This window comes from Streptomyces sp. NPDC015131, assembly GCF_043079975.1.
Classification (GTDB): Bacteria; Actinomycetota; Actinomycetes; order Streptomycetales; family Streptomycetaceae; genus Streptomyces.
Genome location: NZ_JBIBVB010000002.1, coordinates 331,441 through 351,572 on the forward strand (window position 1 = coordinate 331,441; position 20,132 = coordinate 351,572).

At 73.1% G+C, this 20,132-nt stretch carries 21 protein-coding genes; 9 read left to right on the forward strand and 12 right to left on the reverse strand.

What is annotated here, in order from left to right; translation table 11 throughout:
- The first annotated feature begins 22 nt into the window (after positions 1 to 22).
- The 3 genes from pknB (at position 23) to ACF08D_RS06875 (ending at position 3,433) form a co-directional block, all read left to right on the forward strand.
- Positions 23 to 1,972, forward strand: a complete 1,950-nt coding sequence (gene pknB, locus ACF08D_RS06865) for a Stk1 family PASTA domain-containing Ser/Thr kinase (RefSeq protein WP_392221498.1) — start codon at positions 23 to 25, stop codon at positions 1,970 to 1,972.
- Between the two features lie 5 nt (positions 1,973 to 1,977).
- Positions 1,978 to 2,832 carry a deoxyribonuclease IV gene (locus ACF08D_RS06870; RefSeq protein ID WP_392221499.1) on the forward strand — a complete coding sequence of 285 codons (855 nt, stop codon included), beginning with the start codon at positions 1,978 to 1,980 and terminating at the stop codon, positions 2,830 to 2,832.
- A gap of 79 nt (positions 2,833 to 2,911) precedes the next feature.
- Positions 2,912 to 3,433 (forward strand): DUF4396 domain-containing protein, encoded by a 522-nt coding sequence (locus tag ACF08D_RS06875; RefSeq protein WP_392221500.1) that lies wholly within the window; start codon positions 2,912 to 2,914, stop codon positions 3,431 to 3,433.
- Between the two features lie 16 nt (positions 3,434 to 3,449).
- Here ACF08D_RS06875 and ACF08D_RS06880 read toward each other — a convergent pair whose 3' ends face one another.
- Complete coding sequence (locus tag ACF08D_RS06880; RefSeq protein WP_392221501.1) at positions 3,450 to 4,082, reverse strand: sulfite oxidase-like oxidoreductase; 633 nt, start codon at positions 4,080 to 4,082, stop codon at positions 3,450 to 3,452.
- Between the two features lie 157 nt (positions 4,083 to 4,239).
- Between ACF08D_RS06880 and bfr the strand changes: the two genes are divergently transcribed.
- Positions 4,240 to 4,719 (forward strand): bacterioferritin, encoded by a 480-nt coding sequence (gene bfr, locus ACF08D_RS06885; protein WP_392221502.1) that lies wholly within the window; start codon positions 4,240 to 4,242, stop codon positions 4,717 to 4,719.
- 34 nt (positions 4,720 to 4,753) lie between these two features.
- Here the strand turns inward: bfr and ACF08D_RS06890 are convergent, their stop codons facing one another.
- The gene (locus tag ACF08D_RS06890; RefSeq protein ID WP_392221503.1) at positions 4,754 to 5,020 is read right to left on the reverse strand and encodes a bacterioferritin-associated ferredoxin; all 267 of its coding nucleotides are present in this window, start codon (positions 5,018 to 5,020) and stop codon (positions 4,754 to 4,756) included.
- A 205-nt stretch (positions 5,021 to 5,225) separates the two neighbouring features.
- The gene (locus tag ACF08D_RS06895) at positions 5,226 to 6,578 is read right to left on the reverse strand and encodes a class II 3-deoxy-7-phosphoheptulonate synthase (protein ID WP_392221504.1); all 1,353 of its coding nucleotides are present in this window, start codon (positions 6,576 to 6,578) and stop codon (positions 5,226 to 5,228) included.
- A 103-nt stretch (positions 6,579 to 6,681) separates the two neighbouring features.
- Between ACF08D_RS06895 and ACF08D_RS06900 the strand changes: the two genes are divergently transcribed.
- Together ACF08D_RS06900 and ACF08D_RS06905 are read left to right on the forward strand one after the other, a co-directional pair.
- Positions 6,682 to 6,738 carry a trp operon leader peptide gene (locus tag ACF08D_RS06900; RefSeq protein ID WP_071528813.1) on the forward strand — a complete coding sequence of 19 codons (57 nt, stop codon included), beginning with the start codon at positions 6,682 to 6,684 and terminating at the stop codon, positions 6,736 to 6,738.
- 119 nt (positions 6,739 to 6,857) lie between these two features.
- Complete coding sequence (locus ACF08D_RS06905) at positions 6,858 to 8,762, forward strand: anthranilate synthase family protein (RefSeq protein WP_392221505.1); 1,905 nt, start codon at positions 6,858 to 6,860, stop codon at positions 8,760 to 8,762.
- A gap of 37 nt (positions 8,763 to 8,799) precedes the next feature.
- Here ACF08D_RS06905 and ACF08D_RS06910 read toward each other — a convergent pair whose 3' ends face one another.
- Genes ACF08D_RS06910 through ACF08D_RS06920 form a run of 3 tightly spaced genes read right to left on the reverse strand, consistent with a single transcriptional unit; the run spans position 8,800 to position 11,437 of the window.
- Positions 8,800 to 9,471, reverse strand: coding sequence for a response regulator (locus ACF08D_RS06910; protein WP_392221506.1), 672 nt, complete (start codon positions 9,469 to 9,471; stop codon positions 8,800 to 8,802).
- On the reverse strand, positions 9,468 to 10,673 hold the full coding sequence (gene macS / locus ACF08D_RS06915; RefSeq protein ID WP_392221507.1) for a MacS family sensor histidine kinase: 1,206 nt from the start codon (positions 10,671 to 10,673) through the stop codon (positions 9,468 to 9,470). Before macS ends, ACF08D_RS06910 begins: the two co-directional genes overlap by 4 nt.
- A 59-nt stretch (positions 10,674 to 10,732) precedes the next feature.
- A complete protein-coding gene (locus tag ACF08D_RS06920) occupies positions 10,733 to 11,437 on the reverse strand; it encodes a lysophospholipid acyltransferase family protein (protein ID WP_392222325.1) in 705 nt (234 codons plus the stop codon).
- A gap of 179 nt (positions 11,438 to 11,616) precedes the next feature.
- Between ACF08D_RS06920 and ACF08D_RS06925 the strand changes: the two genes are divergently transcribed.
- Positions 11,617 to 12,423 (forward strand): alpha/beta hydrolase, encoded by an 807-nt coding sequence (locus ACF08D_RS06925; protein ID WP_392221508.1) that lies wholly within the window; start codon positions 11,617 to 11,619, stop codon positions 12,421 to 12,423.
- Positions 12,416 to 12,979 (forward strand): hypothetical protein, encoded by a 564-nt coding sequence (locus ACF08D_RS06930; protein ID WP_392221509.1) that lies wholly within the window; start codon positions 12,416 to 12,418, stop codon positions 12,977 to 12,979. Before ACF08D_RS06925 ends, ACF08D_RS06930 begins: the two co-directional genes overlap by 8 nt.
- A gap of 46 nt (positions 12,980 to 13,025) precedes the next feature.
- Here the strand turns inward: ACF08D_RS06930 and ACF08D_RS06935 are convergent, their stop codons facing one another.
- The 6 genes from ACF08D_RS06935 to ACF08D_RS06960 form a co-directional block, all read right to left on the reverse strand.
- The gene (locus ACF08D_RS06935) at positions 13,026 to 13,775 is read right to left on the reverse strand and encodes an endonuclease/exonuclease/phosphatase family protein (RefSeq protein ID WP_392221510.1); all 750 of its coding nucleotides are present in this window, start codon (positions 13,773 to 13,775) and stop codon (positions 13,026 to 13,028) included.
- A gap of 72 nt (positions 13,776 to 13,847) precedes the next feature.
- Positions 13,848 to 14,789, reverse strand: a complete 942-nt coding sequence (locus ACF08D_RS06940; protein ID WP_392221511.1) for an ROK family glucokinase — start codon at positions 14,787 to 14,789, stop codon at positions 13,848 to 13,850.
- A 50-nt stretch (positions 14,790 to 14,839) separates the two neighbouring features.
- Complete coding sequence (locus ACF08D_RS06945; RefSeq protein WP_392221512.1) at positions 14,840 to 15,274, reverse strand: DUF5304 domain-containing protein; 435 nt, start codon at positions 15,272 to 15,274, stop codon at positions 14,840 to 14,842.
- 38 nt (positions 15,275 to 15,312) lie between these two features.
- Positions 15,313 to 16,440, reverse strand: coding sequence for an ArsA family ATPase (locus ACF08D_RS06950; protein WP_392221513.1), 1,128 nt, complete (start codon positions 16,438 to 16,440; stop codon positions 15,313 to 15,315).
- Between the two features lie 2 nt (positions 16,441 to 16,442).
- Positions 16,443 to 16,892, reverse strand: coding sequence for an SRPBCC family protein (locus tag ACF08D_RS06955; protein ID WP_392221514.1), 450 nt, complete (start codon positions 16,890 to 16,892; stop codon positions 16,443 to 16,445).
- 64 nt (positions 16,893 to 16,956) lie between these two features.
- A complete protein-coding gene (locus ACF08D_RS06960) occupies positions 16,957 to 17,712 on the reverse strand; it encodes a metallophosphoesterase (RefSeq protein ID WP_392222326.1) in 756 nt (251 codons plus the stop codon).
- A gap of 279 nt (positions 17,713 to 17,991) precedes the next feature.
- Between ACF08D_RS06960 and ACF08D_RS06965 the strand changes: the two genes are divergently transcribed.
- Positions 17,992 to 19,788 (forward strand): AMP-dependent synthetase/ligase, encoded by a 1,797-nt coding sequence (locus tag ACF08D_RS06965; RefSeq protein WP_392221515.1) that lies wholly within the window; start codon positions 17,992 to 17,994, stop codon positions 19,786 to 19,788.
- Positions 19,789 to 20,132: the final 344 nt, after the last annotated feature.

Here is a 20,132-nt window from a genome sequence, read left to right on the forward strand (position 1 = left end):
GCGGGCTCGTAGACTCGGGCGGGTGGATACGACCCTGCACGACCCCCTCGTCGGCCGCCTGCTCGACGGCCGCTACCGGGTCGACGAGCGCATCGCCGTCGGTGGCATGGCCACGGTCTACCGGGCCGTCGACACCCGGCTGGACCGGCTGCTCGCCCTGAAGGTGATGCACCCCGCCCTCGCGACCGACGCGACGTTCGTGGAGCGGTTCATCCGCGAGGCCAAGTCCGTGGCCCATCTGTCGCACCCCAATGTGGTCGGTGTGTTCGACCAGGGCGCCGACGGGGAGTACGTGTACCTGGCGATGGAGTACGTCGCCGGCTGCACCCTGCGGGACGTGCTGCGCGAGCGCGGGGCGCTCCAGCCCCGGGCGGCGCTCGACATCCTGGAGCCGGTGCTCGCCGCGCTGGGCGCCGCGCACCGCGCCGGGTTCGTCCACCGCGACATGAAGCCGGAGAACGTGCTGATAGGGGACGACGGCCGGGTCAAGGTCGCCGACTTCGGGCTGGTCCGCGCCGTCGGGGCCGCCACCCACACCACCGGCTCGGTCCTCGGCACCGTCTCCTACCTGGCGCCCGAGCAGATCGAGGACGGCACCGCCGACACCCGGGCCGACGTGTACGCCTGCGGTGTCGTGCTGTACGAGATGCTGACCGGCGCCAAGCCGCACGCGGGCGACACTCCCGCCCAGGTCCTGTACCAGCATCTGAACACCGACGTCCCGCCGCCCTCCGCCGCCGCCCCGGGCCTGGCGATCGAGCTGGACGAGCTGGTGGCGGGCGCCACCGCGCGCAACCCCGAGGTGCGCCCGTACGACGCGGTGGCGCTCCTCGCCCTGACCCGGGAGGCCCGCGCGGCGCTCGGCGACGACCAGCTGGACCTGCTGCCCCCGGGGGCCCGCACCGGAGGCGGGGGCGAGAGCACCGGCCCCGAGGAGCCGACCAGCGTCCTGGCGCGGCCCCGCCCCGGCACGGGCGCCGGCGACGGGGTCGAGCGCACCAGCCGGCTGGCCATGCCCCCGCAGCCCGCGCCGGGCCCCGGGCGTGCGGCGCCCGGCCGGCCTGCCCTGCCGGTCCTTCTGGGCGCCCGCCGCGGCGTGCTCGCGGCGGTGGTGGCCGTGCTGCTGGTCCTCGGGGCCGGCGGCGGTGTCTGGTACATCAACTCGGGGCAGTTCACCCGGGTGCCGACCGTGCTGGGGCAGACCCAGGCCGAGGCGGAGAAGCGCCTCACCGACGCCGGCCTGGAGGTCAAGGGCGTCGAGCGCGACTTCAGCACCGCCTACAAGCGGGGCACGGTGATGGCCGCCGACCCGGCGCCCGGGGAGCGGATCCGGGGCAATGACGCCGTCACCCTCACCGTCTCCCGGGGTCCCGAGATCGTGAAGGTCCCCAACCTCAAGGGCCTGGCGCTCGCCGACGCCAAGCGCGAGCTGGCCCGGGCCGGGCTCGCCGCCGGCAAGGTCACCCGGGCGTTCAGCCAGGAGTCCGGGCCGGGCACCGTCATCAGCTCCGACCCCGGTGCGGGCGCCGGGCGCCGCCCCGACACCGCCGTCGCCCTGGTCGTCAGCAAGGGCGCCCCCGTCGACGTACCCGGTGTCACCGGCGACAGCGTCGAGGACGCCACCCGTGCGCTGGAGGAGGCCGGGCTCACCGTGAAGGTGGCCCCGGCGCGGGTCCACTCCTCCGAGGACGCGGGGACCGTGGCCGCCCAGTCGCCGGCCGAAGGCCGGGAGGCCGCCAAGGGCGACACGATCACGCTCACCGTCTCCAAGGGCCCGCGGACCGTCGAGGTCCCGGACGTCACCGGGAAGAAGGTGGACGACGCCACGCGTGAGCTGGAGGACGCGGGCTTCACCGTCGAGGTCGAGAAGAAGTTCCCCTTCCTCGGTGACACCGTGGCCGAGCAGTCGGTCGAGGGCGGCGAGCGGGCACCCGAGGGCAGCACCGTCACGATCAGGACCAAGGGACTGTAGAGCAGATGCGGAATCTCGTCGGCAGCCATGTCCCCGTCGCCGGCGGGCTGGCCAGGACCGGTCTCCCGTACGCGCGGGACATCGGCGCCGAGACCGTCCAGGTCTTCGTCGCCAACCCGCGCGGCTGGGCCACCCCCGCCGGCAACCCGGCCCAGGACGAGCTGTTCCGGGAGCAGTGCGCGGCCTCCGGCACACCGGTGTACGTCCACGCCCCCTACCTGATCAACTTCGGTTCGCACAGCGCGGCGACCGTGGAGTTCTCCGTGGCGTCCCTGCGCCACTCGCTGCGCCGCGCCCGGGAGATCGGGGCACTGGGCGTGGTGGTCCACACCGGTTCGGCCACCGGGGGCCGCCCCCGCGCGGAGGCCCTGGCCCAGGTGCGCACGCACATGCTGCCGCTGCTGGACGAGCTGACGCACGAGGACGATCCGTATCTGCTGCTGGAGTCCACCGCCGGGCAGGGCGCCTCGCTCTGCTCCCGCACCTGGGACTTCGGCCCGTACTTCGAGGCTCTGGACGCCCATCCGAAGCTCGGGATCTGCCTGGACACCTGCCACATCTTCGCGGCCGGTCACGACCTGACCGGCGAGCACGGCGTCCGGCAGACGCTGGACCTCCTGGTGGGCACGGTCGGCGAGGGGCGGCTGAAGCTCATCCACGCCAATGACTCCATGGACGTGGTGGGCGCCCACAAGGACCGGCACGCCAACATCGGCGCGGGCCACATCGGCGAGGACGCGTTCCGCGAGCTGATGCGCCACCCGGCGACGGAGGGCGTGCCGCTGGTCATCGAGACGCCCGGCGGCAAGGAGGGCCATGCGGCCGACATCGAACGGCTGAAGAAGCTCCGGGAGAGCTGAGGAATACCCCATGGGGGTATATGGTTCCGACACCGGAAGACGGTGAACGGAACCGGCCCACCCGACGACGGGGGTTCTCATGCAGCACGGCGACCACGCTCAGCACCAGACCCACCACGACCACGAGCACGCGCCCGGCCCCGAGCACCGGCACGGCTCCGGCGGGGCCGGCTGGTCCATGGCCGCCCGGGCCACCCTGCACTGCCTGACCGGCTGCGCCATCGGCGAGGTCCTGGGCATGGTCATCGGCACGGCCCTGGGCTGGGGCAACGCCCCCACCATGGCCCTCGCCATCGCGCTGGCCTTCTTCTTCGGCTACGCCCTCACCCTGCGCTCCATCCTCACGGCAGGCGTCGGCTTCCGCACCGCCTTCCGGGTGGCCCTGGCCGCCGACACGCTGTCCATCGCCGTGATGGAGCTGATCGACAACGGGGTGCTCGCCCTGTGGCCGGGCGCGATGGACTCCCATCTCACCGACGCGTTCTTCTGGGGGGCGCTGGCCATCGCGCTGGGAGCCGCGTTCGTGATCACCACACCGGTCAACAAGTGGATGATCGGCCGCGGCAAGGGCCATGCGGTGGTGCACCAGTACCACCACTGACACCGGGAGAGGAGCGTCAGAACTCCGGGCCGTCCCCCGGCTCCTCCTGGTACGAGTACCGCTGCTCCGTCCACGGGTCACCGATGTTGTGGTACCCGCGCTCCTCCCAGAAGCCCCGCCGGTCGGCCTTCATGTACTCCACGCCCCGGACCCACTTCGGCCCCTTCCAGGCGTACAGGTGGGGCACCACCAGGCGGAGCGGGAAGCCGTGCTCGGCGGTGAGCAGCTCGCCGTCCTTGTGGGTGGCGAAGATGGTGCGGTCCGAGGCGAAGTCGGAGAGCCGCATATTGGCGCTGAAGCCGTACTCCGCCCAGACCATCACATGCGTGACGTCGTCGGCCGGCGGCGCCAGCTCCAGGACCGTACGGGCGGGGACCCCGCCCCATTCGGCCCCCAGCATGCTGTACTTCGTCACACAGTGCAGATCGGCCACGACGGTGGAGAACGGCAGGGCCGAGAACTGCTCGTGGTTCCAGCAGTGCTTGTCGCCGTCGGCGGTCGCCCCGAAGACCCTGAACTCCCAGCGCTCGGGCCGGAACTTGGGGACCGGGCCGTAGTGGGTGACCGGCCAGCCGCGCTGGAGGCGCTGTCCCGGCGGAAGCTCGGACTCCCCTGCTGCCCGGTGTTCCCCGATCCCTGGCTGACCCATGACTCAATGGTGACAGACGGGGAAGGGTGGTCATGACCAGGCCACGAGGCAGATTCGGGCAACTACTACTAAGCGTGCACTTACTGGACGCTCCCTCGTCACGGTGCGAGGATGCGCGGCATCTGCCCCTTTCACACGCGCGGAAGGAGCCTCTGCGATGCAGGGCGACCCCGAGGTCATCGAGTTCCTCAACGAGCAGCTGACCGCCGAGCTGACGGCGATCAACCAATACTTCCTGCACGCGAAGATGCAGGAGAACTTCGGGTGGACGAAGCTCGCCAAGTACACCCGTGCGGAATCGTTCGACGAGATGAAGCACGCCGAGGTCCTGACCGACCGCATCCTCTTCCTCGACGGCCTGCCGAACTACCAGCGGCTGTTCCATGTGCGGGTCGGCCAGACGGTGACGGAGATGTTCCGGGCGGACCGGGAGGTGGAGGTCGAGGCCATCGACCGGCTCCGGCGCGGGATCGAGGTCATGCGGGCCAAGGGCGACATCACGTCCGCGAACATCTTCGAGTCGATCCTGGCGGACGAGGAGCACCACATCGACTACCTCGACACCCAGCTGGAACTGGTCGACAAGCTCGGTGAGGCGCTGTACATCGCCCAGCTGATCGAGCAGCCGGACAGCTGACCGGCGGCCGGGCGGATCCCCGGCAGGGCCCGGTTCAGGCGGCTTCCGGAAGCTCCAGTACGTCCGCGGCGTCCATGGCCTCGGCGCCCGCGAGCGCCGGCATGCCCTGGTCCACGAGATCGCGCCGGGGGCAGTTGCCGCGGCCCAGGATCGCCTGGATGCGGCGCACACACGAACCGCAGTCCGTGCCGGCCTTGCAGGCGGAGGCGATCTGGCGGGGCGTGCAGGCGCCGGCGTCCGCGTGTTCCTTGACCTGCTTCTCGGTGACACCGAAGCACGAGCAGACGTACACGCGGCTCACCTCCCTGCGGCGATCGACGGGATCGGATGTGAAAGACCCCGCCCTTGATCGGTGAGGCTAACCTAACCTTACCCGTAGCGGAGGACGGGCAAAAGCCCGGCTCATGCCGATGGGGCGCGGATCACAGATCCACGCCCCATCGGTGCGTTCCGGCCCCTCACCTGTGAAGATCACAGGTCGGGGCGGTGCCGGGCCTGCCGCCCGGTCACTGGTCGCGGTACATCTCCGCCACCAGGAACGCCAGGTCCAGCGACTGGCTGCGGTTCAGCCGGGGGTCGCAGGCGGTCTCGTACCGCTGGTGCAGGTCGTCCACGAAGATCTCGTGACCGCCGCCCACGCACTCGGTGACGTCGTCGCCGGTCAGCTCCACGTGGATGCCGCCCGGGTGCGTACCCAGCGCCTTGTGCACCTCGAAGAAGCCCTTGACCTCGTCGAGCACGTCGTCGAAACGGCGCGTCTTGTGGCCGGAGGCCGCCTCGAAGGTGTTGCCGTGCATCGGGTCGGTCACCCAGGCGACGGTGGCGCCCGAGGCGGTGACCTTCTCGACCAGCTCGGGGAGCTTGTCGCGGACCTTGTCGGCGCCCATGCGGACGATGAAGGTCAGCCGGCCCGGCTCGCGGTCCGGGTCCAGGCGGTCGATGTACGTCAGCGCCTCGTCGACCGTGGTCGTGGGGCCCAGCTTGATGCCGATCGGGTTGCGGATCCGGGACGCGAACTCGATGTGCGCCCCGTCCAGCTGGCGGGTGCGCTCACCGATCCAGACCATGTGGCCCGAGGTGTCGTACAGCCGGCCCGTCCGGGAGTCGACGCGGGTCAGCGCCGTCTCGTAGTCCAGCAGCAGCGCCTCGTGCGAGGCGTAGAACTCGACCGTGCGGAACTCGGCCGGGTCGGTGCCGCAGGCGTGCATGAAGTTCAGCGCGTTGTCGATCTCCCGCGCCAGCTGCTCGTAGCGCTGCCCCGACGGCGACGACTTCACGAAGTCCTGGTTCCAGGCGTGCACCTGGCGCAGGTCGGCGTAGCCACCGGTGGTGAAGGCGCGCACCAGGTTCAGCGTCGAGGCGGACGCCTGGTACATGCGCTTGAGCCGCTCCGGGTCCGGGACCCGCGCCTCCTCGGTGAAGGCGAAGCCGTTGACGGAGTCGCCGCGGTACGTCGGCAGCGTCACCCCGTCGCGGGTCTCGGTCGGCTTGGAGCGCGGCTTGGAGTACTGGCCGGCGATCCGCCCCACCTTCACGACGGGGACGGAGGCGGCGTACGTCAGCACGGCGCCCATCTGGAGCAGGGTCTTGAGCTTGTTGCGGATGTGGTCGGCGGACACTCCGTCGAACGCCTCGGCGCAGTCGCCGCCCTGGAGCAGGAACGCCTCGCCCCTGGCGACGGCTCCCATCCGGGCGCGCAGCTGGTCGCACTCGCCCGCGAAGACGAGCGGCGGATACGACTCGAGGTCCGCGATCACATCGCGCAGAGCCTCGGCATCGGGGTACTCGGGCTGCTGCGCCGCGGGAAGGTCTCGCCAGGTGTTGCCACCGGTGTCGGTGGACTTAGCGTTCACGGTCACGTGCACAACCTTACGGGGTGTTCCCGGCCGTCCATCTGGGCGCTCACCTGATGAGACGAAGAATCTTGCGGTTTCGGGGAGTTTCTGGGGTAGGGTGCCGCCCATGTTCGCGCACTCGACCCAGAACTGGTGGTGGACCGCTCATCCGGCGGCCCACTGATCCGCGCGTACACACCACGACACGCGAAGGCCGCCCCCGGAGGGCGGCCTTCTGCTTGTGCCGGCGGCCGTTCCTCCCCACCCGGTCCCCCAGGGACCCCACCGGAAGGAACACCGCACATGGACCACGACCCCGGCGCCGTACTCGGCCGGCTGCTCGACGACTCCGGCCCCCCGTTCGCCCTGCTGCGCCGCCGCACGCCGGGGCGCGACCACGACACCGTCGAGGTGCTGACCGGCGCGGTGCACCGGGCGGAGCGCCTGGCCGACCTGCCCGCCGGGGACCGGCCGGCCCTCGCCCTGGTGCCGTTCCGGCAGCTGTGGGAGCGCGGTTTCGACGTGCACGACGACGGCACCCCGCTGTCGGTGCTGGTCGCCGACCGGGTGGACGAGCTGCCGCTCGCCGAGGCGCTGGAGCGGCTCCCCGCGCACGACGTGACCGTCGAGGACGGCTCCTTCGACGTGTCCGACGAGGAGTACGCCCGGATCGTGCGGCGGGTCGTCGAGGACGAGATCGGGCGCGGCGAAGGAGCCAACTTCGTGATCCGCCGCACCTTCACGGGCGCCATCCCCGGCTTCGGCCGGCGGGACGCGCTGGCGCTGTTCCGGCGGCTGCTGACCGGGGAGCGCGGCGCGTACTGGACCTTCGTGGTGCACACCGGGGAGCGCACCCTGGTGGGGGCGAGCCCCGAGGTCCACGTCCGGATGGCGGGCCGGACGGTGGTGATGAATCCCATCAGCGGGACCTACCGCTACCCGGCCGGCGGGCCCACCCCCGAGGGCCTGCTGCGCTTCCTCGCCGACCGCAAGGAGACCGACGAACTCTCCATGGTGGTGGACGAGGAGCTGAAGATGATGTGCGCGGTCGGCGACCGGGGCGGAGTGGTGATCGGGCCGCGGCTGCGGGAGATGGCGCACCTGGCGCACACCGAGTACGAGCTGCGCGGCCGGACCTCCCTGGACGCGCGGGAGGTGCTGCGCGAGACGATGTTCGCGGCGACGGTCACCGGCTCGCCCGTCGAGAACGCCTGCCGGGTGATCAAGCGCCATGAGCCCCTCGGCCCGGACGGCGCGGGACGCGGCTACTACGCGGGCGCCCTGGCGCTGCTGGGCAGGGACGCGGGCGGCGCCCGGACGCTGGACTCGCCCATCCTCATCCGTACCGCCGACATCGCGGCCGACGGCCGGCTGCGCGTACCGGTGGGCGCGACGCTGGTGCGGCACTCGGACCCGGCGGGCGAGGTCGCCGAGACGCACGCCAAGGCGGCCGGGATCCTGGCGGCGCTCGGGGTACGGCCGGGGCGGCCCCGCGAGGAGGCGGTACGGCCCCGGCTCGCCGGCGACCCGCGGGTGCGGGCCGCGCTGGACGCCCGCCGGGCGGACCTCGCGCCGTTCTGGCTGCGGATGCAGGAGCCGCCCGCCGAAACGGCCGGGCACGCGTTGGTGGTCGACGGCGAGGACACGTTCACCGCGATGCTGGCGCACCTGCTGCGCGCCTCCGGGCTGGACGTCACGGTCCGCCGGTTCGACGAGCCGGGGCTGCGGGAGGCGGCGCTCGCCCACCAGGGCCCGGTGGTGCTGGGGCCCGGCCCCGGTGACCCCGGGGACGGGGCCGACCCGAAGATGCGGGCGCTGCGGGCGCTGGCCGCCGACCTCGTGCGCGGCCACCGGCACGGGCTGCTCGGGGTGTGCCTGGGCCATGAGCTGATCGCCGCCGAGCTGGGCCTGCCGATCGGGCGCAGGGCGGCGCCGCTGCAGGGCGCGCAGCTGCGGATCGACCTCTTCGGTACGGAGGAGACGGTCGGGTTCTACAACAGCTTCACCGCCCGGTGCGACGACGAGGCGGCCGGCGAGCTGGCGGCGCACGGCGTGGAGGTCAGCCGCGACCCGGCGACCGGCGAGGTGCACGCGCTGCGCGGCCCCGGCTTCGCGGGCGTGCAGTTCCACCCCGAGTCCGTGCTCACCCTGCGCGGGGCGCCGATCGTGTCCGGCCTGATGCGGACGCTGGTCGCCGGCCGGCCGTGACCCGCCCGCCCGCCCGTCCGGCCCGGCGGCCGGCCGGTCAGGCGTCGTCGAGGCCGCGCTCGATGGCGTACCGCACCAGCTCCACGCGGTTGTGGAGCTGGAGCTTGCCCAGCGTGTTCTGGACGTGGTTCTGGACGGTGCGGTGCGAGATGACCAGCCGCTCGGCGATCTGCTTGTAGCTCAGGCCCTTGGCGACCAGCCGCAGCACCTCGGTCTCCCGCTCCGTCAGGCGCGGGGCCTCCGGGTCGTCCCGGCCGGGGGCGGGCGCGGGCTCGGTGGCCAGGCGGCGGTACTCGCCGAGGACCAGGCCGGCCAGGCCCGGGGTGAACACCGGGTCGCCCGCGGCCGTCCGGCGCACCGCGTCGATCAGCTCCTGGGTGGCGGCCGACTTCAGCAGGTAGCCGGTGGCGCCGGACTTGACCGCCTCCAGGACGTCGGCGTGCTCACCGCTCGCCGACAGCACCAGCACCCGCAGCGCCGGGTCGGCGGCGACCAGCTCCTTGCAGACCTGGACGCCCGGCTTGGCCGGCAGGTTGAGGTCGAGGACCAGCACGTCGGGGCCGGCGGCGCGGGCCCGGCGCACGGCCTGCTCGCCGTCCCCTGCCGTGGCCACCACGTCGAACCCGGCCTCCGCCAGGTCGCGGGCGACCGCGTCCCGCCACATCGGGTGGTCGTCGACCACCATCACCTTGATCGGACGCTCGCTCATCTCTCCGCCTTCCCCCGTGAACCCTTCGGTACCTTCAACTCGACTTCCGTGCCCTGCCCCGGCACCGAGATCAGCTCGGCCGTGCCGCCCAGGTCCCGCAGCCGGCCCCGGATGGACTGGGCCACCCCGAGCCGGCCCTCCCCCTCCGCCTGCGCCAGCCGCCCGTCCGGTATGCCCGGCCCGTCGTCCCGCACCGTCACGATCACCTCGTCCGGCCAGTCCTCGACCAGGATCCAGGTGCGCGCGTCCGGCCCCGCGTGCCTGCGGACATTGTCCATGGCGGCACCGACAGCGGCCGCCAGCTCCCTCGCCGCGGCGGGCGCCAGCAGTACCGGCGCGCCCGGGTCCGCGAGCGTCACCCGGGACCCGGCGTGCGGGACGAGCAGCCGGCGCAGATCGGCCGGGCCGTCGTCCGGCTCCTCCACCTCGCGGACGACGGCGCCCAGCGAGGCGTCCTCCGAGACCCGGGACGTACGGGCCAGGCCGCCCGCGACCAGGGTGCGCAGCGCGACCTCCTGCTCGCCCGCCATCCGGCCCAGCTCGGCCGCCTCGCCGCCCAGCGCCGCGCCCCTGCGCTGCACCATGGCCAGCACCTGGAGGACGGAGTCGTGGATGTCCCGGGCCAGCCGCTCCCGCTCCCGGGTGGCCGCCTCGATCTCCAGCGCGCGGGCGAGGGTGCGCTCCGACGCGCGGGCGACCTCCACCACGTAACCGATCGCTATGGAGGCGACCCACACCAGCAGCACGTTGTGCAGGGTGTCCTGGCTGGGGTGGCCGCGCTCGACGATGTTGGCGACGGCCACCAGCGAGGAGGCGAACGCGGCCCAGCGCCAGCCGCCCTTGATCGCGTACGCCAGGACCGAGCCGGCCGTCCAGATGCTCGGCAGCGTCGGCCCGTCGAACGTCTGCGCGTGCACGTCGGCGACCGGGGTCAGCAGGATGCCGGTGAGCGCGAGGGCCAGGTCCGCGCCGAGGAAGCGCCTGGTGCACGCCGCCGCCCCGGCCACCCGGGGCAGCGTGGCCAGGGTCCACACCGACAGCACCGCCAGGAACCCGATCGCCACCCAGGGGCGCTCGAAGGTGTCCCGGGTGAAGACGAACAACAGCACCGCGTACCCCAGGGTGAGGACGCGGTACGCCATCAGCGCCCGCCACAGCGGCTGCTCGACGGACATCCGGACGACACGCTCGCGCTTGGCCAACTCCCCCACCCCCGGGCGCACGGCACAGGCCCGGGACTCCCCCGCGCCGGTGGCGGCTCCTACGAGCCCTTCGCGGCCTCCTTGGCCGCCTTCTCCGCCTCCGCGATCTGCCGCTTGGCGGCCGTCGCGTAGATGTCGACGTACTCCTGCCCGGACAGCTTCATGATCTCGTACATCACCTCGTCGGTGACCGAGCGCAGGATGAAGCGGTCGCCGTCCATGCCCTGGTAGCGCCTGAAGTCCAGCGGCTTGCCGATCCTGATGCCGGGCCGCATCAGCTTGGGGACGACCTTCCCCGGCGGCTGGATCTTCTCCGTGTCGATCATGGCGACCGGGATCACCGGCGCGCCGGTGGCCAGCGCCACGCGCGCGAGGCCACCCGGCTTGCCCCGGTACAGCCGGCCGTCCGGCGACCTGGTGCCCTCCGGGTAGATCCCGAACAGCTCACCGCGCTCGATGACCTCTATCCCGCTCCTGATCGCCGCCTCGCCCGCGCCACGCGCGCCGGAGCGGTCCACCGGCAGCTGGCCGACGCCCTTGAAGAACGCGGCGGTGAGCTTCCCCTTGAGCCCCGGCGAGGTGAAGTACTCCGCCTTCGCGATGAAGGTCACCTTGCGGTCCAGGACCGCCGGCAGGAAGAAGGAGTCCGAGAAGGAGAGGTGGTTGCTCGCGAGGATCGCCGGCCCCTCGGCGGGAATGTTCTCGAGGCCCTCCACCCAGGGCCTGAAGGCGAGCTTCAGGGACCCTCCGATGGAGAACTTCATTGCGCCGTAGATCAACCGAATGCCTCCTGTGTTCCGTCGGCAAGACCTTAACCCGACCGGCGCCCGCGCTCCCGCCCGCCGCCGTGCGGGGGCGGTGACGGATCTGGTCGGTGTCAGCGCGGTCGCGTACGGTGAAGGCACTTCCCGAGTCCCGCCGAACCCCCGAACAGGAGACCCCGGTGCCGGTCCTCCCTGGAGCCGAGCCGTACCGCCACGAGGGCGGAGAGGCCGGCGTGCTGCTCTGTCACGGCTTCACCGGTTCGCCGCAGTCCCTGCGGCCCTGGGCCGAACATCTCGCCGCACGCGGCCTGACCGTGTCCCTGCCCCTGCTCCCCGGCCACGGCACCCGCTGGCAGGACATGCAGATCACCGGCTGGCAGGACTGGTACGCCGAGGTCGACCGCGAGCTGCACGCCCTGCGCGACCGCTGCCGTGACGTGTTCGTCTTCGGCCTCTCCATGGGCGGCGCCCTGGCCCTGCGCCTCGCCGCGCGGCACGGCGACGGCGTACGCGGCCTGGTGCTGGTCAACCCGGCGAACAAGGTCCACGGCATCGCCGCCCACGCGCTGCCCGTGGTGCGCCACCTCCTCCCCTCGCGCCCCGGGATCGTCAGCGACATCGCCAAGGAGGGCGCCACGGAGCTGGGCTACGACCGGGTCCCGCTGCACGCGGCGCACTCGATGCGGCAGTTCTTCCGGATCGTCGACCGGGAGCTGCCCCAGGTCACCCAGCCGGTGCTGCTGATGCACAGCCCCCAGGACCACGTCGTGCCGCCCGCCGACTCGGCCCGCATCCTCGGCCGGATCTCCTCCACGGACGTCACGGAGATCCTGCTGGAACAGAGCTACCACGTCGCGACGTTGGACCACGACGCGGAGCGGATCTTCGAGGAGAGCCTCGCCTTCACCGGCCGGCTCGCTCCGGGTGCCGGCACGACGGGCTCTCCCCTGACGGAGAGCCGGGGAGGGAGCACGACCGGTGGCTGAACAGCACGACTCGGACAAGCGGGACGAGCAGCCGTTCGACGAGGAGGCGGCCTGGGCGGCGATCGTCGCCGGGTACGGGCAGGAGCCGGCCGACCCGCCGGGCGCCAAGCCCTTCAAGCCCATCGAGGACCTCGCCCTGCCCGCGGACGACGTCAACGACCTCCCCGGCCCCACGCCCGCCGGGGCCGGGAAGCCGGACAAGCCGCTGGGCAGCTCGGTGGTCTTCGCCCCGGGCGTCGGCGGAAGCGGCCCCCGCGACCACGAGGCGCCCGAGGCCAAGGACGACGACCTCGACGACACCGACGAGGGCCACTTCGTCCCGCCCGAGCCCCCGCCGCTGCCGGAGGCCGACGCGACGGCCAAGTTCGCCTGGCTCGGCGTCGTCGGCGGCCCGGTGCTGATGCTGCTCGCCGTGATACTGCGGTGGGACATGACCTGGTGGCTCACCACGTTGTGCGTCGGCGGCTTCCTGGGCGGCTTCGCCACCCTGGTGGCCCGCATGCGCGCCGGTGACGAGGAGGACGACGACGACCCCGGCCGCGGAGCTGTTGTCTGATTTCCAGGCTCGGTTCGCCGCCACGCGCCGGGCCGAGCCGGGCTGATCAGCCGGCGGCGGGGATGCGGAGGGCGGCGAGGACCGGGAGGTGGTCCGTCGCCGAGGTGAGGTCCTCGGGGTCCAGGCCCGGGAGGTCCTGGGGGCGGGGGACGCCGCAGCCGAGGACCTCGATGCCCCTGGTCGCGAACACCGCGTCGATCCGCCGGTCCGGGGCGCCCGCGCTCCAGGTGCGTTCGCCTCCCCAGGGGCGGACGGACCAGCAGTCCTGGAGGTCGGCCGCCAGCCGCTGGAAGGCCCGGCCGCCGGGGCGCTCGTTGATGTCGCCCGCCGCGACGGCGTGCGGGGTGCCGAGGGCGGCCAGCCGGTCGAGGAGCATCCCGGCCTGCTCGTACCGCTCCTGGGCCTGGAGGCTCAGATGACAGCTGAGCAGCCCCAGCCGGGCGCCCCCGATCCGGACGACGGCGGTCGCGAAGCCCCGCCGGTGCAGGCCCGGGGTGAGCGGCAGCAGGACGTCCTCGGTGCGCTCGACCGTCACCCGCATCGAGCACAGCAGCAGCGGCCCGGCGGCGGTGGCGCCCCCGCCGAGCACGAGCAGCTCGCTCTTGGCGGCGAGCCGGGCGGCGTGCTTGCGCCAGCGGAAGAAGCGGGGGGCCTCCTGGACGAGGACGAGGTCCGGGGCGCAGGCCCGGATCACCCGCGCCAGGGCGTCCTCGTCGTCCCGCATCGAGCGGACGTTGTAGCTGAGCACCCGGACCACGGCGGAACCGTCCGGCTCGGTCAGTGAGTTGGGCAGCATACGAGCACGATAGGGCGGTGCCCGCCGCATCCGGGCGAGGACGCGGCGGGCACCGTGGACGCGTGCGGGCGGTCAGCCCTGGCGGGCGAGGTCGGCGGCGCCGACCAGTCCGGCCTCGCCACCGAGCTGGGCGGCGAGCACCTGGGCGTGCGGGCGCCACTGGCCGCCGATCAGCCAGCGCCGGAACGACTTGCGGATCGGGCCGAGGACCAGCTCGCCCTCGTCGGAGACGCCGCCGCCCACGATGAACGCCGACGGGTCGAACAGGGAGGCCAGGTCGGCCAGTCCGGCGCCGGCCCAGCGGGCCAGCTCGCGGAACGAGTCGACGGCGACCGGGCAGCCCTGGCGGGCGGCCTGGGAGATGTGCCTGCCCTCGATGCCGGCGGGCGTGCCGTCACCGAGCCCCAGCAGGATGGAGGCGTTCTCCGGGGTGGCGGCGGCGCGCTGCTTGGCGTACCGGACGAGGGCGCGGCCGGAGGCGTACTGCTCCCAGCAGCCCTGGCTGCCGCAGCCGCAGAGCAGGCCGTCGGGGACGACCCGGATGTGGCCGAACTCGGCGGCCACGCCGAAGCGGCCGCGGCGCAGCTTGTTGCCGATGATGATGCCGCCGCCGAGCCCGGTGCCGAGCGTGATGCAGATGACGTCCTCGTGGCCCTTGCCCGCGCCGAACTTGTACTCGCCCCAGGCCGCGGCGTTGGCGTCGTTCTCGACGACCACCGGCAGGCCGACGCGCTGTTCGACCTTGTCCTTCAGCGGCTCGTGCCGCCACTGGATGTTCGGCGCGAAGAGGACGGTGGCGCGCTTGTCGTCGACGTACCCGGCGGCGCCGATGCCGACCGCCTCGATGTCGTGACCCTTGCCGGCCTCGGAGACGGCCGCGCAGATCGCGTCGACGATGCCTTCGGCGGTCGGCGGGGTGGGCACCTTGTGGTCGTCGAGGATCGTGCCCTCCTCGTCGACCACTCCGGCCGCGATCTTCGTGCCGCCGATGTCGACGCCGATGGTGAGTCCCATGTGTCCCTCAGTTTTCGGTCGAGCCCCGCTACGGCCCACCGTACCCGGTGTCAGTCGAGGTCGATGTGCTCGGTCGGGCCCGGGCCTTCGTCGTCCCGCTTCCCGTCCGGGCGGGGCGCGCCGGGGCCGCGGGCCCAGCGGCCCTCCTGGCCCTCGACGGCGGAGCGGTAGGCGGCCAGCAGCTCGTTCCCGGCGGCCGCGAGGTGGTCGAAGACCTGCGGGTTCCGCTCGATGACGGGCTCGACGGCGGCCTTGGCCTGGCTGACGAACTGCCGCACGGCGCTCTGCGCACCCGCCCCGAGCAGGGGGTTCTGCAGCGAGGAGACCTTGTCGGCGACGGCGTCGACGAGTTTGCGCAGCTCCTCGGCGGCGGTGCCGGGCGGCGGGCCCCCGGCGCCGCGGCGGCGGGCCTTCTCGGCCGCGAGGTCCTCGGCGCAGGCCCTCGCCCAGGCGTCGGCGTCGGGATGCTGGGTGGCATCGCTCATGGCGTACTCCCGGGGCAGCGTGGGTGACACCCTCGACGTTACCGCGTGCGGGGCCACAAATCCGGATCGGGTGTGCAGCGGACGCGCAGCACGCCGTCCTCCAGGGCGGCGCCCGAGACGGTGCAGCGGCGCAGGGCGGACGGCAGGGGGACGGCGCGGCGGAACGGCCCGGCGGTGAGGACCAGTTCGTCGCCCCGGCGGACGAGGCCCAGCTCGGCCTTGGTGGCGCCGGGCAGGGGGATGTGCCAGACCAGGACGCCGTCGGTGGCGCGCCGGTCCTCGACGGTCCGGTCGGGCGCCGGGAGGGGCGCCGCGGCGGGCGGTTCCAGCAGGGCGAGGTCGTCGGCGGTGCGGGGGTCGCGCCCCAGGTGGGGCAGCTCGTGGTGGGCCTCGCCCAGTGCCTTGAGGTGGGCCTGCTGCTGGGCGGCCACGGCGGAGAGCCAGGGGTCCGGGGAGGTGGTCGGCAGCACGCGGTTGGCGACGACCGGTTCCTGGGCGACGCGGTGCAGGGCGAGCCCGGCGCGGGCGGTGCGGAGGGCCTCGGCGGCGGCGGGGCCCGGTTCGGCGACCAGCCGGACGGTGGTGGCGGGGTCCTCGATCAGGGCCTGGACGGCGCCCAGTTCGGCGTCGCGCCGGGCGGCGGCCTCGTACAGCCACTCCGCGGGCATCGGTACGCCGGCGAGCTGGGCGAGCATCGGCCGCAGCGCGCGGGCGGCCTGCCGCTCGGGGGGCAGGAGGCGCCGCAGGTAGCGGCGGAGCTGCTCGGGGAGGGCGAGCAGGGCGACGGCGTCGGGGAGGGGCGGCAGGTCGGCGACGAGGAGGTCCCATTCGCCGGCGGCGGCCTCCCGGAGGGCGCTCAGCAGGGCGAAGCGGTCGCTGCCGGGCAGTTCGGTGAGCTCCTCGCCGGCGAGCGGGGTGGCGCCGAGCAGCCCGAGGGCGGGGGCGGCGCGCTCCTGGAGGGCGAGGATCTCGGCGCGGAAGTGGGCGCCGGAGTCGACGCGGCGGACGACGGGGCCGTCCTCGCCGGCGAACCACCCGTCGGGCAGCGCCCGGTCACCGGTGAGGAGGAGGACACGCTGCCCCCGCCGGGCCCCTCCGAGGGCGGTCGCGGCGGCGACGGTGGTCCGCCCGGCGCCGCCGGGGCCGGTGACCAGGACGGTGCGCAAGGTCAGCCCTTCGCGGTGGACTCGACGCGCTTCTTGAGGCCGGCCAGGGCGCGGTCGATGATGACCTTCTCGGCCTTGCGCTTGATCATGCCGAGCATGGGGATCTTGACGTCCACGGTGAGCCGGTAGGTCACCTCGGTGCGGGTGCCGCCGGCGAGCGGGGCCAGGTGGTAGGAGCCGTCGAGGGCGCGGAGCATCTGGGACTTGACCAGCGTCCAGCCGACCTCGTTGTCGCCGGTCCAGGTGTACGCGAGGGTGTGGTCGTCCTTGATCGCGCCGGCGTCCAGGAGCAGGCGGACCTTCTCGGCGCGGCCGGCGGCGTCCTTCTCCAGGACCTCCGCCTCCTTCACCTCGCCGGTCCACTCCGGGTAGCGCGCGAAGTCGGCGATCACGCCCATGACGTCGGACGGTGCCGCCTCGATCTCGATGCTCGAGCTGGTGTGTTCCGCCATCGCCGTGGCTCCTCCAGTGCGGTACCGGTTTCCTGTGGGGTGAAGGCTATCGCGTGGGGGTGCCTCACCATTCCAGGGCCCAGGGCCGCCCGGTGGCCGCGAAATGGCCGACGTTCACGCACTCGGTGGCCGCGACCCGCATCCGCCGCACCAGGGGCTGGTGGACGTGGCCGAACAGGGCGTACCGGGGCCTGGTGCGGCGGATCGCGGCCAGCAGGGCCCGGCTGCCGCGCTCGAAGCGGCGGGCGACCGTGTCGTACGTCAGCTCCGGCACCTCGGGCGGGATGTGCGAGCAGAGCACGTCGACCTCGCCCAGCGCCTCGACCTTGGCGGCGTACTCCTCGTCGGAGATCTCGTAGGGGGTGCGCATCGGGGTGCGCAGCCCGCCGCCGACGAAGCCGAAGACGAGGCCGCCCAGCTCGACCCGCTGCCCGTCCAGCACGGTGGTGCCGGGCCTGGCGTACTCGTGCCAGAGGGACGGGATGTCGACATTGCCGTAGGTGGCGTACGTCGGTGTGGGGAAGGCGGCGAACAGCGCGGCGTACTGGCCGCGCACCGCGCTCTCGATGGCGGTCTCCCGGTCGACGTCCAGCTCCGCCCACAGCCGGCGCCCGAACGCGCGGGCCTCGTCGAAGCGGCGGGCGGTGCGCAGTTCCACGATCCGGTGGGCGTTCTCGGTGCCGAAGAGGTCGGGGAAGATCCCCCGGGAGTGATCGTGGTAGTCGAGGAAGAGCACCAGGTCACCGAGGCATATCAGGGCGTCCGCGCCCTCCCCGGCCCTGGCCAGGTCCTCGGCGTTGCCGTGCACGTCGCTGATCATGTTGACCCTCATGGGGACCCACCCTAGGCGGTGCCCGGCGCCCGGACCTGCGGTTACTTCCACGTCGTCCCGAGTCTGGACTACTGTGCCGGAAGCACAGCCAAACCCGTGTGACGCAGCGAACATCTGGCCGACGCCCCTATCCGGAACCGAGTACTGGTGGGTAACGTCCGGGCAGTCCAGTCGTGCTCGCCCCCACCGAGCACCTGCCCGACCTTGGACCGCAACCGGTGCATCACACAGAGCCGTGGCGCCGGCGCCCGATGAGGAGCAGCAGTTTTGCGCGAGTTCAGCCTTCCGGCCCTGTACGAGGTCCCCACGGACGGCAACCTGACGGATCTCATCCGCCGCAATGCCGCTCAGCACCCAGATGTCGCCGTGATGGGCCGCAAGGTCGCCGGGGCCTGGACGGACGTCACCGCGGCCGCCTTCCTCGCCGAGGTCCGCGCCGCCGCGAAGGGCCTGATCGCGCGGGGCGTCCGCCCGGGCGACCGGGTCGCCCTGATCTCCCGCACCCGCTACGAGTGGGTGCAGCTGGACTTCGCGATCTGGAGCGCCGGCGGCGTCACCGTGCCGGTGTACGAGACCAGTTCGGCCGAGCAGGTGCAGTGGATCCTGGGCGACTCGGGCGCGGTCGGGGTGATCGTGGAGACCGCCGCGCACGCCGAGGCGGTCGAGTCGGTACGCGGGAACCTGCCGGAGCTGCGGCACGTGTGGCGTCTCGACACCGGCGCCGTGGAGGAGCTGACCGCCGCCGGGGCGGACGTCCCCGACGAGACGGTCGACCGGGCGATGTCCACCGCCAGGGCCGACGACATCGCCACGATCGTCTACACCTCGGGCACCACGGGCCGGCCCAAGGGCTGCGTGCTGACCCACCGCAACTTCTTCGCCGAGTGCGGCAACGTCGTGGAGCGGCTCAAGCCGCTGTTCCGCACCGGTGAGTGCTCGGCGCTGCTCTTCCTGCCCGCCGCGCACGTCTTCGGGCGGCTGATCGAGGTGGGCTCGGTGCTGGCGCCGATCCGGCTGGGCTGCGTCCCGGACATCAAGGACCTCACCGACGAGCTGGCCTCCTTCCGGCCGACGCTGATCCTCGGCGTACCGCGCGTCTTCGAGAAGGTCTACAACGCGGCGCGCGCCAAGGCGCAGGCCGAGGGCAAGGGCAAGATCTTCGACAAGGCCGCGCAGACGGCCATCGCGTACAGCCGCGCCACCTCCACCCCGGAGGGCCCGTCGCTGGGCCTGAAGGTCAAGCACTTCGTCTTCGACAAGCTGGTCTACAGCAAGCTCCGCGCGGTCCTGGGCGGGCGCTGCCAGGCGGCCGTCTCGGGCGGCGCGCCGCTGGGCGAGCGGCTGGGCCACTTCTACCGGGGCATCGGGCTGACGGTCCTGGAGGGGTACGGCCTGACGGAGACGTGCGCGGCCACCGCGTTCAACCCGTACGACCGCCCCAAGATCGGCACCGTGGGCCAGCCGCTGCCCGGCTCGGTCGTCCGCATCGCCGACGACGGCGAGGTCCTCGTCCACGGCGAGCACGTCTTCTCGGGCTACTGGCAGAACGAGACGGCGACCGCCGAGGCGCTGGCGGACGGCTGGTTCCACACCGGCGACATCGGCACCCTCGACGAGGACGGCTACCTGGCCATCACGGGCCGCAAGAAGGAGATCCTGGTCACCGCGGGCGGCAAGAACGTCGCTCCCGCGGTCATCGAGGACCGTATCCGCGGGCACGCCCTGGTCGCCGAGTGCATGGTGGTGGGCGACGGCCGCCCCTTCGTGGGCGCGCTGGTGACCCTTGACGAGGAGTTCCTGGTCCGCTGGGCCGCCGAGCGCGGCAAGCCCGCCGGCGCGACGGCGGCGGCACTGCGCGAGGACCCCGACCTGCTGGCGGAGGTGCAGCGGGCGGTGGACGACGGCAACGCGGCGGTGTCGAAGGCGGAGTCGGTACGGAAGTTCCGCATCCTGGACGCGCAGTTCACGGAGGAGGCGGGGCACATCACGCCGTCGCTGAAGCTGAAGCGGAACGTGGTGGCGAAGGATTTCGCGGACGAGATCGAAGCGATCTACCGGGCCTGACGCCCACCACCCACGATCCGCAGTCGGCCGACGGCCGGGGTGGGGCCGTGCAGGGTCGCCCCCGCTGGGGGTCCCCCCACTTGTGGGGGAGGATCGGCGGCGACGCACGGTCACCCGACCGGTAGGGCAACCCGCCGACCGCGAGGAGGCGAGCCCGGAGGGGCCCCGCCCCCCACCCACCGGCACCGCCCCGGGGCGAACCCCAGGAACGGGCACCGCCCCGGGTGCGTTGTGCCCACCCGTCCCGCCCTGCGGGACGATTGCCCACAACGCGGGGGCACCCGCTATGCCCACCCTCCCCCATCGCCCCAGCGGAACGCATGCCCACAACGAGAGGGGGGCGG

Coding starts and splice junctions, on each gene's coding strand:
- bfr (WP_392221502.1), top strand. CDS start 4,240: ATGCAGGGCGACCCCGAGGTCATCGAGTTCCTCAACGAGCAGCTGACC.
- ACF08D_RS06910 (WP_392221506.1), bottom strand. CDS start 9,471: ATGAGCGAGCGTCCGATCAAGGTGATGGTGGTCGACGACCACCCGATG.
- ACF08D_RS06880 (WP_392221501.1), bottom strand. CDS start 4,082: ATGGGTCAGCCAGGGATCGGGGAACACCGGGCAGCAGGGGAGTCCGAG.
- ACF08D_RS06935 (WP_392221510.1), bottom strand. CDS start 13,775: ATGCTGCCCAACTCACTGACCGAGCCGGACGGTTCCGCCGTGGTCCGG.
- ACF08D_RS06870 (WP_392221499.1), top strand. CDS start 1,978: ATGCGGAATCTCGTCGGCAGCCATGTCCCCGTCGCCGGCGGGCTGGCC.
- ACF08D_RS06960 (WP_392222326.1), bottom strand. CDS start 17,712: ATGATCAGCGACGTGCACGGCAACGCCGAGGACCTGGCCAGGGCCGGG.
- ACF08D_RS06905 (WP_392221505.1), top strand. CDS start 6,858: ATGGACCACGACCCCGGCGCCGTACTCGGCCGGCTGCTCGACGACTCC.
- ACF08D_RS06920 (WP_392222325.1), bottom strand. CDS start 11,437: ATGAAGTTCTCCATCGGAGGGTCCCTGAAGCTCGCCTTCAGGCCCTGG.
- ACF08D_RS06945 (WP_392221512.1), bottom strand. CDS start 15,274: ATGAGCGATGCCACCCAGCATCCCGACGCCGACGCCTGGGCGAGGGCC.
- ACF08D_RS06875 (WP_392221500.1), top strand. CDS start 2,912: ATGCAGCACGGCGACCACGCTCAGCACCAGACCCACCACGACCACGAG.
- ACF08D_RS06955 (WP_392221514.1), bottom strand. CDS start 16,892: ATGGCGGAACACACCAGCTCGAGCATCGAGATCGAGGCGGCACCGTCC.
- ACF08D_RS06940 (WP_392221511.1), bottom strand. CDS start 14,789: ATGGGACTCACCATCGGCGTCGACATCGGCGGCACGAAGATCGCGGCC.